The following is a 12,655-nucleotide window of genomic DNA, read 5'->3' as shown; positions in this document are numbered from 1 at the left end:
AGACGGATAGCGTGGTTCACTTAGGCCTGAGGCGCGCGCATGGCGCTGATCATGTTACCGTAGACGCTGTTGAGCGTGGTCAGGTTGCCATTCAGTTCGGCCATGTTCTTCTTGTAGGTCTTCGTGTCCTCGGCGGTAGCGGCGAGGTCAGCCATGGCTTCGTTGAGCTTGGCGTAGAAGTTACCCATCTGCTTGATCTGGGCGCTGGTTCCGGAGAAGTCAGCTTCCTGTAGTGCCTTAAGGCTACTCATGCTTTTCGACATGGTTTGGAGCTCAGTCAACATACCGCCGAGTTGCTGCTCGACGACTTCGCCGTTGAGTTGAGCGGCGGGGGTAGTCATCACACCAGTACCGGTAGCGAGGGGCTGCACGTCAGCGTTGTAGGAAGAAAGACCGGGGTAGAGTTTATCCCAGTAGTAGTCCGGCTCAGGGCCGAGAACGCCGAGGAGGAGGAAGAGGAATGCTTCTACACCGAGACCGATCGTGATGAGGTCCCAACCTTCGGGCAACCACGCGGGGTTTTCCCAGGACTGGATTTTGTAGAGGGCACCAAGCATTACGATAGCGGCGCCGACACCGATGATGAAGTTCTTAACGTACTTAAAGGCGGGGGACTTAGTTAGAGCCATTATATTAGAGCGGTAAGTTTGGGAGAGATGATGAAAGAAGACTTTGGTCTCTTACCCGTTTAAAAATGAGGTTTTGTTCTCTGTGGCCAACACCACATTAACGGGAAATTAACTACCGTTAAGGCCGCGGTATTGTGAGCGAACGCGAAATTATAACTTTGAGGCCGAAATAACAAAAGTTTGTCGCTCGCCACACTTGCTCCGTAGATTATTCGGAGACCACTCCAACTACCCTATTGCTAAGCGAATATTCGCTGCTATGGATAACCGTTTATTCTGACGGCCATCCTTTCGTACGGCAAAACTTTCCCCTCAGAAAATGAAGGTTCATCAAAACCTCCTTCTTCCACTTAAACATGGCTTAGGACCGCCTCAATTCCATCAGGCCGCATTCTGCTTGCTGTTGTAGATCAATTTTAGCCCCGCATCGGTGATCGATTTGGCCGTGCGCCCGAATAACGTAGCGATTCGTTCCGCATCATTGGTATAGCACATCGTTTCGATCAGGAGAGCATGTTCCGCGCGCGTCCACGGCTCGTACGCCCTCGGGTAATTCTTGCGGGCGCGGCGTTTAAATTCCGGCAATTTGTCCGTCGGGCGCGCAAAGCCCAATTTATCGATTTCGGTCTTCAATTCCAGCGCTTTTTCGTCCGTCAGTTTGTCGAAACGCTCCTCCCGAAAGAAGGGTAAGTCCAAATGCGGCGACCGTTCCTTTTTTGGTTTAGGTGCTATTACACCCGAATTAGCAAAGAGAGCGGAGTGGCGACGGGCAAAATCCGCGATGGTCTGGATAATGTAGCGTTTGCTGTATTTCGCACGTAGCGTCCCGTAGGCAGTCACAGCCTTCAGGTTCGCGTCAGCGATCGAGCGGCTCCCACGGAGCACGCGCACCAATTGCTCCGGCACGGGCTGGTAGCCGAGGGCCACCAACTCTCGGTGGGTCTCCAGCAGCAAAGTATCTGGTATACTTTCGTTACTCGCGCTACCCTCCGTAAGTACCAGTTTGAGTTCGGAGAGGGCTGCACGAACGTCCGGCACCGCGATGGAGGAGGTAGCCAGATCAAAAGGGTGTTGGGTAGTAGGGTCGATGCCTCCTTCGAGGTCCGTTACAATACGGAGTAGTTGCTGTGCTTTCATGTCTGTAGCAGAATTAGCGGGTGATTTGATGGCACAAACATCAAGCCGCCCCCAAACGGCAGTAGTCAAATAAACGTATACTTGCGAATAAATACGTATACAATTAGTTATGAGCCGATTTATCCAATATCACGCAATAGCGCGGGTTCCTTTCCACAGATTATTATGAAGAATAAGGTCATTGGTCCCCGACTATCCTTACCAAGCCCTGCCTTCGGTAGAAAGCGGGACGAGTTTGGGCGCTCGCGCAGGTGCAAAGTAATTAGGACTCACACTCCCCCACGCAAAAAGGCCGCTACGCTGAACGTAACGGCCTTTCTACTAAATTGGCATCGGTAACGGAGGGGGTCAGATGATCAGCATCGCGTCGCCGTAGGCAAAGAACTTGTATTTCTCCTTCTGGGCCTGGGCGTACGCTTCCAGGATGAGATCAATGCCACCGAAAGCACAGGTGACGATGAACAGGCTACTCTTCGGCAGGTGGAAGCTCGTCAACAAGTGGTCGGGGATGTGGAACTTGTAGGGAGGGAAGATGAAACGGTTCGTCCAACCCTCGTTCGTAGCTAGCAAGCGCTCAGCACTGACGCTGTCCTCACAGGCACGGAGGGCAGTGGTACCGACGGCGCACACCAAGCCACCATCCTTCTTAGTAGCATTGACGATGTCTGCGGCTTCCTGAGTGACCTTGAAGTACTCAGCGTCCATTTTGTGTTTGGACAGATCTTCTACTTCGATGTCGCGGAAAGTCCCCAAACCAAGGTGAAGGGTGATCTCGGCTTTCTTGATGCCCTTCAGCTCCATCCGCATCAGTGTCTCACGGCTGAAGTTGAGGCCGGCGGTGGGGGCGGCGACGGCACCGATCTCCTTGGCGAAGACGGTTTGGTAGCGTTCGGCATCCCGGCTATCGGGCTCCCGCTCCAGCACTTTCGGGAGGGGGGTATTGCCTAACGAGTGGAGGATCTTCCGGAACTCATCGTTCGGCCCATCGTAGAGGAAACGGATCGTCCGGCCACGGCTGGTGGTATTGTCCACTACTTCGGCGACGAGACGATTGTTGCCCTTCTTGTCGTTGAAGTACAGTTTGTTACCAACGCGGATCTTGCGGGCGGGGTCCACCAACACGTCCCACAGGCGAGCCTGAGCGTTGAGTTCGCGCAATAGGAAGACCTCGATACGGGCCTGGGTCTTTTCTTTTAGCCCATACATACGGGCGGGGAAGACCTTGGTATTATTAAAGACGAGGGAATCACCTTCTTCGTAGTAGTCCAGCAGATCGCTGAACATTTTGTGCTCAATGGTGCCCGTCTCGCGGTTAACGACCATCAGACGGCTGTCGTCTCTCCGCTTGGTAGGCGTTTTGGCGATCAGTTTATCGTTGAGCTCGAACTTGAATTGTGATAATTTTGTCCTCATTCCCTGTGGGGTTCTGTTGATTTTCGGAAAGGCTACGCCCGGATGAACGGGCAAAGGTAAAGGATTCTCTACGTTTGGCCGCCCTCCTGGGGGCATCCATTTAATAAGGCTTGGGCGCTAACTAAAGTTCTATCCACTAAAAAGCATTGTTCCCCACCTTCATCCCTGCGGATGGCCCATTCGTCGATATGCGGCCGTCAACCTTGGGGTAGTACTTACCTTTAAGGTTACGGAACGCCCCCTACACCGCACCTGCGGCAGCGCCCGCATAATTCAGTTATAAATGGGTGCTTCCTAAACCATCGTCCCCTTCTGGTGATTGATCTTACCAAATTGGAATAATCCCCCCCGCCATGCTTTTTCTGAAAGTCTTCACCGAAAGTGTACGCCAGGCAATGGCGCAGTTGGCGGGTAATAAACTGCGGGCCTTCCTTTCGCTACTTGGTATTTCGATCGGGATCTTTTGCATCATCGGGGTGCTTTCGGCGGTTGATTCGCTCGAGGACAGCCTGAACGGTAGCCTAGCTAAACTGGGCGACGACGTGGTGTACATCGATAAGTGGCCCTGGAAGGATAACAGCGGCGATTGGTGGGAATTCTTCCAACGCCCCTACCCCGACCACGACGACTACGAGGCGCTGAAGAAAAATATGGCTACCGCCAGCCTCGTTTCGTACTGGACGGTGCCCGGATCGAAGGCCCTGAAATACCGCAAAAACAGTGTGGAAGGCGGCTACCTCTTCGTGACGACCTACGAAATGGAGCGCATCTTCAATATTGAAATTGAAAAGGGTCGTTACTGGACGCCAGGCGAATACAATAGTGGGGCGGATAAACTGATCATCGGCGCTACGATTGCGGACGAGTTATTCGGCACCATCGACCCCATTGGCAAAATGGTGAAAATGGGTGGCCGTAAATACCAGGTACTCGGCGTCTTCAAGCCATCTGGAGGCGACCTTATCAACCCACTCGACTTCGACGATGCCATCGTAGTGAGCTATACCAACGCCGCGCGGTTCATCAATCTGAAGAACCGCAATCAGTACGGTGGCACGGTGGGCGTCAAAGCAAAAGATGGCATCACGACCGCACAGTTGCAAGATGAGATCCGTGGCGTCATCCGCGCCAACCGCCGGCTGCGGCCCCGGGAGGACGACAACTTCGCCCTCAATGAACTAAGCATGATGGCCGATGCTTTGGGCTCCTTCTTCGGCGTACTGAACCTGATGGGCTGGCTCATCGGTGGCTTCTCCATCATTGTCGGCGTGATCAGTGTAGCCAACATCATGTTCGTTTCGGTCAAAGAGCGGACCGGTTTGATCGGGGTCAAAAAAGCCCTCGGTGCCCGACAATTCGTGATCCTACTGGAGTTCCTGACGGAGTCCGTCATCCTTTGCCTGATTGGTGGTTTGGCCGGGCTGGCGCTCGTGTTTATTGGCACCAGTATCCTGAACAATTTCATGGAGGACTTCTCCATCGTGCTCTCCCTCAAGAACGCATTACTCGGCATCGGTCTTTCCGCCGCCGTTGGCGTTCTGGCGGGTGTGATTCCGGCGAGCCAGGCGGCAAGTATGGACCCGGTGGAGGCGATGAGGAGTTAGTCGGGTAGTACGGTACTACCCGACTACCCGACTACAATACTACGCTACTAAAAAAGTCGCTACCCAATTAAGGATAGCGACTTTTTTAATCGAGTCGTAAAGGTGTTAATCTCCTCTACTCCTGTACCAGTTCCAACTGCATCTCGTGCGTCACTTCGGGGTGAAGCTTGAGGATGAGCGGGTAGGTACCGATCTCCTTCGCGTCTTCCGGAAGGTTGATCTTCTTGCGCTCAACGGTTACGCCGAACTGCTCTTCCAGCTGCTGCTTAACGGAGAGTTCAGTGATGGAACCAAAGATACGGCCAGTTGCTCCTGCCTTGGCGCCAATTTTGACGACCTGGCCCTTGAGTTTCTCGGCGATCTCTTTGTAAACGTCCAGGCGCTTAGCCTCTTGTGCATCTTCGCGGCGGATCATCTCGTTCAGACGGCCCATGTTGGACTCATTAGCGATGATGGCCAGGCCACGGGGGAGGAGGAAATTGCGGCCGAAACCGTTCTTTACCGTGATTACTTCGTGCTTATCGCCGACTTTATCGACGTCTTTCAGCATAATTACTTTCATGTTGAATTATGTTGTCCCACTCTTTCAGGGCAGTGCCCTATTGGAGTAGTGGTTAGTTATTAGTTGCGAGTATTAAGTATCGAGTTGCGAGTGACAAGTCTTGCAACTTGATACTCGCAACTCGAAACTATTTACTTCAAAAGGTCCGTCAGGTAAGGCAACATGGCCAGGTGACGCGCGCGCTTGATGGCCGTGCCGATCTTGCGCTGGTACTTGAGGCTGTTGCCGGTGATGCGGCGGGGGAGGATCTTGCCCTGCTCGTTCACGAAAGTGAGGAGGAAGTCAGGATCTTTGTAGTCGATGTACTTGATACCGTAACGCTTGAAACGGCAGTACTTTTTTTTGCGTCCGCCAATCTTTGGATTGGACAAGAACTTGATGTCATCTCTAGATGCCATGATTGTCTAATTTAGGGGATTAACGAATTACTCTTCTTCTTTGAAGCTTTCGGCGTCGCCGGAAGGAACACCGGAGAGCTTGGGCGCGTCGGCCTTCTTACGGCTGATGCCGTGGGCGGCGGGTTCGTTCTTGGCTGGCTTGTCCTGCTTCTTGCGCTTGGCCTTGCCGATCTTGCCGGCACGCTTGTCGGCGTTGTACTGAACGCCGTACTTGTCGAGGCTAACGGTGAGGAAACGGAGGATGCGCTCGTCGCGCTTCATACCGAGCTCAAAGTTGTTAAGGAATGCACCATTTGGAGCGGTGTACTCTACGCTGTAGTAGACGCCGTTGCTGCGCTTCTTGATGTCGTAGGCGAGGGTGCGGAGGCCCATCTCGTCAACGAATACAATCTCGCAACCTTCTTTCTGAAGGGTGTCTACGTACGTCTGAGCCGTCGACTTAATGTCTTCGGTCGACAGCACCGGATCTACGATAAAAGTTGTCTCGTAATTTCTCATATGGATCAGTCGTACTGATTGAGGTGAAAAGAATTGGTTAAACCCAACACGGGGCCGGAGCTCCGCGCTAAGGGGGTGCAAAGATAAGGAAAGTTTTATTAGCCGGCACCCCTTTCTACGGTGCCACCTGATTCGCGGTTCCCCCCAAGCTTACGGACAGAAATCTGCGCTCCGGCAAGTACGCCTACAAACGGACAAACTTTCGGCAAAATCCGCAACGCAAGGGATTACCTTGGGTTACGCATTCAAATGAGCACCCAGTGAGACAACTTTTACGGCTTTCCCTATTACTCTTTTTCACCACAACGTTTTCACTCAGCCTTGCCGCCCAGGAGATCTGCGACAACGGGATCGACGATGACGCCGACGGGCTGGTGGACATTCGGGACACCACGGATTGCAGCTGCAATCTGGAGCCCAACGTGGAATCGATCTTCCCCAACCCCTCCTTTGAAAACTTTGATGGCAATGAGGATGGCTGCACCTCCAGCCAGACGGGTGGCCTACCCGACGGCCCGGGGCAGGTTGACTGTTTGGTGGGCTGGATCAAAGCAAGTGACGGCACGACGGATTCCTGGAATGCCTTCACCTACTCCGGCAACCCACCGTTCTGGCCCGTATCCATCCCACAACCCTTACCGAGTGGTTCCGGCGTAGCGGGCTTTTGGTCCGGCGTAATGGACCGAAACGACTTTGACCGGAACGGCCGGCAACGCAGCTTTACGCGCGAATACTTTGCCGCCTGCCTCAAGGATGGTGGCGGACTCACCGCCGGAGAACCTTACCGGCTAGCTATCAACGTCGGCTACGCTGAGGAATCTTTTTTTCCCGCCGGGCCCGAACCCGTTGCCCCGCAGGATAGTGGCCGCGTGAGCTCCCCGCCGGTTGCTCCCCTGGCCATCTACGGCATTCGGCGTTGCGATCAGGTCCGGTTTGAAGGAAGAGAATGTGTAGAAAACAGTGACGCACCGGGATGGGAAAAAATCACCGACTTTACCGTTACCGGAACCCCCGGTAGTTGGACGGCGGCTACGGTTGACTTCACTCCTTCCACTAGCTACGAGGCCATTGCCATCGGAGCCAATTGCGATGACAACCTTTTTGAGGATCGCCCCTCCTGGCGCCATTATTATTTCGTCGACGACATTCGCATAAACACCGTCGAAAACTTTGAGACCTTTGAAAACGGTGGCTTCACGCCCGGCCCCGTTTCCGTACAGGGAGAGAGCATTTGTGACGACAACATCGTCCTTACGGGCACCGCGGCACCCGGCGCCGGCTACCAGTGGTACAAGGACGGGGTGGCCATCGTCGGAGCCACCAACCAAAGTTACCGGGTCGTCCCCGGCCTGGACATTGATGGAGACTACCAGTTACGGACCACCGTCGCCGCCGGTTGTGTGATTTCGGACCCCGTCACTATCCAGCGCCCCATCATTCCGGCGAATGTCATTCGGGACAGTTTCGCGCTTTGTAGTGACCAGACTAGCGTTGTCATTAGTGCAGCTTCCAATTTTGCCGCCAACTACGAATGGAGTGATGGCAGCACCGGCCGCCGCTTCGAAGTATTTGAGCCCGGCAATTACGCCGTAACCATCAGTACCGCTTGCGAGCGGACCATCGAGGAATACTCCGTCATCAGAGACGGGGTGCCCAATTTTGAGATCGTGACGGAAGGGCAGGATTGCTACGACCCCAATAACCCCACTACGTTTACCGTGATCACTAACTGGGATATTGGTTTCTTCTTCGTCTTCGCTGTTTTTGACGACGGAAGTAGCGACTTTATCGGCGCCGTGGAAGCGGCACCGCTTACTATTGACGTACTCCCCTCTCCCTTAATTCGCTTTGAAGCGGCATTTGATTGTGGCGACCCCATCATTCGGGAGATTGACTTACGTGACCTCTCCCCTACGTTCACAGAAGATATTACGCCCATTTCCTGCCGCAATACGGATGGCAGTATTTCCCTGACGCCCGATTTCACCGAAATGGCCACCTACCAGTGGATCGACCCGGGGGGAGATACGCTAGTAGGGGAAACTAGCCTCAGCCTTTCCGTTACTGAGCCCGGCATTTACACGCTGGTCACCACTACCGAAGCGGGTTGTGAGAACAATACCCTGCACCGGGTTACGCAGCAGGCAACGACCGTAAACCTTAGCGCCGAGGTACCCGTCCTCACTTGTGCTAACCCAGAGGATACCATTCGAATCAGTACCGACGACCCCGGCCCAATTACTTACCGTTGGTTTAACCCCGACGGCGAAGAAATCCCGGGTGCTACCACGGCTAACCTGCCCGTCACGGAAGAGGGGAGCTACCGCCTTGAAGTCAGCTACGGCGTCTCCTGTACCCAACGGAGTAACTACAATGTGACCTTCGACGAAGTAGCCATCAACTTTACCGACAATGATCCTTCCGTAGACTGCCTCAACCCCAGCACGGAACTGGTGGTAAGTACTGATTTTGGCGGTGACCTTAGCTACAGTTGGTTAGACCCGGACCTGATGGTCATCCCGGGCGCCACTGATCTTACCCTACCCGTCGTTGCTGCCGGAAACTACACGCTCGTGTACACCCTGAATGGAGGCTGCACGCGGGAGCGGGTCTTTACCGTGCGCCAGGAAAACCAACAAGTGACTTTTACTCCTTCCCTTCCTGATCTGGATTGCAGTTCACCGACGGGCGAACTCAGCGTCACAACCAGTTTCACCGAACCCGCCACCTTTCAGTGGTTCGGGCCGGATGGCGATGCTATCGCTGGTGCAAATTCCCTTTCGTTGAACGTCCTGGAGCCTGGAAACTACCGGCTCGAAACCACGCTTGCGGGCGGGTGCGTGGAACGGGAGACCTTCACCGTCGGCTTCACCGATAACTTCAGTGCGGCCGTCTCCATCAGTAGTTCGGACTGTGAAGATGTGCACGAACTAGGAGCCATCCCCACCCTCGGTTCCGCTCCTTACCAGTACTCCTGGCGGGATACTTTTGGGGTCGAGATCACGACCAACGAAAGTGCCGCCGGGCTGGCTTCCGGCGTTTATGACCTCCTCATTCGCGATGGAGCGGGTTGTGAAGACCTAGTCCGGACGACCGTGGACTCCGTCATCGGTTTACGCCTCGATTCTGTCGTCCCTTTCGCCATTTGTACGGAGACGGGTGGCGTGCTGGCCACCAACGTCAGCGGTGGCACTTCTCCTTACGTATATGGTTTGGAGAATGAAACGGGCGGTCTTGATTCGGACGTCGCCGTGGCCGCGGCAGGAGACTACGTCGTCACCGTCGCCGATGCGAATGGCTGTACGGTCACCAGTGAGATGGTTACCCTGCGGCGGCCCACGGAGTTTGAGATCGAGATCGGAGAAGACCGTTTGCTTAAGATCGGCGAACCCCTCGAAATCCGTACGCTTACCGCACCGCCCGCGGATCAAATCCCCGGGTTACGGCTGAACTGGTTCAGTTCCGGGGATACGCTTTCCTGCCGTGGCTGCCTGGACCCCATCGCCGTGCCTACCGGCCAGACGACCTACATCCTCACGGCAACCAGTAACGAGGGTTGTTTCGCCAGCGATACGCTGAGAATTGCCGTAGATACGCGGTCGCCCGCTTTCTTCCCGACGGCCTTCAGCCCTAATGCTGATGGGGTGAACGATACCTACGAGGTCTTCCCCGGTATCGGCTACGACGCGGTGGATTACCTGCGCATCTACAACCGTTGGGGTGCCCTCGTGTACGAATACGAGCCCGGCCAACCGGGTTGGGACGGGCGGATCAACGGGGAACTCGCCGGTGCGGGGACCTACGCCTACATCAGCGGATTACGGCGGCTCGACGGTGAACTCATTGAATTCTCCGGCACCATGATGTTAATGCGATAAGGCCGGCTATTGAGTAGCTATTATGCTACCCAAGCAAGCATTATTTAGGTCTTCACTTATTAGACCTGGTATTCCAGTTTAATACCGCTCCTCCAACCAGGCTCCGATCACCTCCAAAGCAGTGGGATCGAAGGTAGTTTCGATGGTGCCATATTCGTTCGGTGCGCCGGTGTCGGCGGGTTGGAAGAGGTGATTCAGGTCGGGTAGCGGTGCTATCGTCGCGTCCTTGTTTTCGTTGCGGGCCATAGCGATGCTGATGCCATTCAGGTTTTGCATGGCATCCACCTGAAGGTCTTTTAGTCCGTTGATGGCCAGGGTTGGGATGGTCATTTTTTCCAGGTAGGGGGTGGGGTCCATTGTGATGAAGTTCCGCATCCAGGGTTGGGCCATAGGTTCCACGAACTGAGCATTAAAAGCTTTCGGGTCCTTAATGCTGCGCTGCAGTGCTTCCGGCAGGTGCATCATTTGCCGTTCGAAGACGCCGTAGAGTGCTTCAATGTATTGGTCCGTATCCAGCGCTGGGCTCTCCTTGATGAAGGCGTAAGCAGCCCGCCAGCGTTTGTCGTCCAATTCGATCATACTACTTGGCATTCCCATGCTTTGGCCCACCGCCCGTCGCTGGCTCAGCATCAGACTGTCAATGGAGACACCCGGGGCGGCCAGTAGCAGGGCAAAATCCAGTTCGCCCGTTTCCGCGGCTACGATCGGGGTGATCAATCCGCCTTCGCTGTGGCCGGCCATGCCTACGTCCACCCTTTTGAAGTCCTTGCGCCCTTTTAAATATCCTACCGCGGCACCTGCGTCAGCGGCAAAATCGTAGGTAGTGGCGGTGGCATAATCTCCCGTGCTTTCGCCTACGCCACGGTCGTCGTAACGGAGGACGGCAAAGCCCTTCCGCGTGAGGTAATCGCTCAGGACGAGGAAGGGGCTGTGGTTGATCTGGCTACCCAGGAAGGAGTTACGGTCTTGCGGGCCCGAGCCGGAAACGAGAATGATGGCGGCGCGTGGTTTACCCTTAGTGGGCATCGTCAGCTCGCCGGAGATCGTCACGCCGTCGGCGCCTCCGGGGAAGGTGATGGCTTCGCGTTGGTAGGGAAAATCAGTCGGCTCCTGGCTGCGCTTCACCAGAGTGACCGGGCCATCGCTGATGGGAAATCCGTCCGGCCGGTAGCGGGTGAACTTGATCGGAAAATCGACCTGAGCCTGGTTGAAGACGCCCTGAATTTCTTTGCCATTCAATACGCCGGAGAAATCCGCGCCCATGTCCGCAAGCGCAAATTGAAAGCGTTGGCCGTCAAAAGAAACCGACGAAAAGGGGAAAGCCGTGGGCGATTGACTGGGGCTTTTCAGGGTACCCGCCAATTCGCCGCCTTCGTCCTGCAGGTCCAGCGCAAGTGGCAATTTAGTACCCATTGCATCCAGGATGGCGTACCACTTTCCAGTGATCTGGGCGCTGCCGCAGGTGCAAAGGAAGAGGGCAAGAAAGGTGGTGGATAAAATTCTACGCATAGCCCCAAAGGTAAGGTTTGGACTACAGCTGGAACGTAAGTGGCCAGCACGAGCCACCAATTGTTGGGTAGCTGACGCAGCCTACCGCACCTCGTAGGTAAACTGGCCTTCTCCCGCCTGTACTATACCCGTCAGCGGATTCGTCACCTTAACGGAAGTGTTCAAGGTCTGCTGCCCCGGTTGGCGGACGATCGAGATATAGTCCGCCGTCCCGTCCTCATTAAAGTGCAGGCGCTGGCCGTTCACGCGGAGGTCCACGTTATTGGGGTTCAAATTTGTCGAGTAGCTGCCCACGGCTACCTTGGCGCGCAGCGTGTCTCCCCGTGCGTAGGAGCAAGCGTTGGCGCTGACGACGGGGAAGAAGGCATCACAGATAATCGTTCTACCCGCGTGCATCGAGGCTAAGTCCTCTAAAAGATTGAACTGCAGCGTGAGTAAGTCAATCGTCACCAAATCTACGGCCAGATCACGTGGTAATTCTTCGAGCTCATCCCAGTCCCAATCTTGGAATTGTTGCAATTCCTTGTTGTACCTGGATATCCGGAACTCAATATCATCGGGGTGCAAGTCGTAATCCTTTCCGTAATCACGTAGATGATTAGTAAGATCCGTAACGAAGCCTTCCATCTCCCGGTCCGCCGCCCAGTGGTAGACTTCCTCGCGCGTGAAGCGGGGCCCAAAGGCACAGCGGATGCCCATATCGTAATCTCCGGCTACAGCCTCGTCGAAGGTTTGCCTTACTTCTTTCGCACGTTGGAAGATGGTAAGCATCGGTCGCCACAACGCTTTGGAATCATCCAATAGCTGCCGGTCGGTAGCGCGGTGCAACTGCACTAATTGAAGCTCCAACAGTTCGATCGTAGCCGCGTGGGTAGCTTCAGTTTGGCTGGTCACCGTCTCCAGTTGCCGCTCCAACGAGCGGACGTGCCAACTACCAATTAGGAAGGTGCCGACAATGGCGGAGAAGAAAAGGGCCAGGGTATACTTCTTGGGAATCAGGGCAGCCATGAGTACGGGTGTGTGGGTT

The 12,655-nt window shown here is 54.9% G+C and carries 10 protein-coding genes; 2 read left to right on the top strand and 8 right to left on the bottom strand.

The genetic code is table 11. The features are described 5' to 3' along the window. Positions 1-20 precede the first annotated feature (20 nt). The 3 genes from A3850_RS08715 to queA all read right to left on the bottom strand — a co-directional run bounded on the left by A3850_RS08715 (position 21) and on the right by queA (position 3,179). Positions 21-629, bottom strand: a complete 609-nt coding sequence (locus tag A3850_RS08715) for a gliding motility protein GldL (protein ID WP_068215666.1) — start codon at positions 627-629, stop codon at positions 21-23. Positions 630-1,010: 381 nt separating this feature from the next. Then, positions 1,011-1,766: a hypothetical protein gene (locus tag A3850_RS08710; RefSeq protein WP_068215664.1), complete on the bottom strand. Its 756-nt coding sequence runs from the start codon at positions 1,764-1,766 to the stop codon at positions 1,011-1,013. Positions 1,767-2,114: 348 nt separating this feature from the next. After that, on the bottom strand, positions 2,115-3,179 hold the full coding sequence (gene queA / locus A3850_RS08705) for a tRNA preQ1(34) S-adenosylmethionine ribosyltransferase-isomerase QueA (RefSeq protein ID WP_068215662.1): 1,065 nt from the start codon (positions 3,177-3,179) through the stop codon (positions 2,115-2,117). 353 nt (positions 3,180-3,532) lie between these two features. On the opposite strand from queA, the gene A3850_RS08700 reads away from it, so the two are divergent. Further along, complete coding sequence (locus tag A3850_RS08700; protein WP_068215661.1) at positions 3,533-4,783, top strand: ABC transporter permease; 1,251 nt, start codon at positions 3,533-3,535, stop codon at positions 4,781-4,783. A 115-nt stretch (positions 4,784-4,898) separates the two neighbouring features. On the opposite strand, the gene rplI is transcribed toward A3850_RS08700, so the two are convergent. The 3 genes from rplI to rpsF form a co-directional block, all read right to left on the bottom strand. Further along, a complete protein-coding gene (gene rplI / locus A3850_RS08695; RefSeq protein ID WP_068215660.1) occupies positions 4,899-5,345 on the bottom strand; it encodes a 50S ribosomal protein L9 in 447 nt (148 codons plus the stop codon). 131 nt (positions 5,346-5,476) lie between these two features. Next, on the bottom strand, positions 5,477-5,743 hold the full coding sequence (rpsR, locus tag A3850_RS08690; RefSeq protein WP_068215659.1) for a 30S ribosomal protein S18: 267 nt from the start codon (positions 5,741-5,743) through the stop codon (positions 5,477-5,479). A 27-nt stretch (positions 5,744-5,770) separates the two neighbouring features. After that, positions 5,771-6,241 (bottom strand): 30S ribosomal protein S6, encoded by a 471-nt coding sequence (rpsF, locus tag A3850_RS08685; protein WP_068215657.1) that lies wholly within the window; start codon positions 6,239-6,241, stop codon positions 5,771-5,773. Between the two features lie 260 nt (positions 6,242-6,501). Between rpsF and A3850_RS08680 the strand changes: the two genes are divergently transcribed. Next, positions 6,502-10,119 carry a gliding motility-associated C-terminal domain-containing protein gene (locus A3850_RS08680; RefSeq protein WP_068215655.1) on the top strand — a complete coding sequence of 1,206 codons (3,618 nt, stop codon included), beginning with the start codon at positions 6,502-6,504 and terminating at the stop codon, positions 10,117-10,119. Between the two features lie 78 nt (positions 10,120-10,197). Here the strand turns inward: A3850_RS08680 and A3850_RS08675 are convergent, their stop codons facing one another. Next, complete coding sequence (locus tag A3850_RS08675) at positions 10,198-11,628, bottom strand: S9 family peptidase (RefSeq protein ID WP_068215653.1); 1,431 nt, start codon at positions 11,626-11,628, stop codon at positions 10,198-10,200. Positions 11,629-11,709: 81 nt separating this feature from the next. Next, on the bottom strand, positions 11,710-12,636 hold the full coding sequence (locus A3850_RS08670; protein WP_068215651.1) for a hypothetical protein: 927 nt from the start codon (positions 12,634-12,636) through the stop codon (positions 11,710-11,712). Positions 12,637-12,655: the final 19 nt, after the last annotated feature.

It is taken from the genome of Lewinella sp. 4G2 (assembly GCF_001625015.1).
Taxonomy (GTDB): Bacteria; Bacteroidota; Bacteroidia; order Chitinophagales; family Saprospiraceae; genus Neolewinella.
This window is presented reverse-complemented; position numbering and strand designations above follow the sequence as displayed.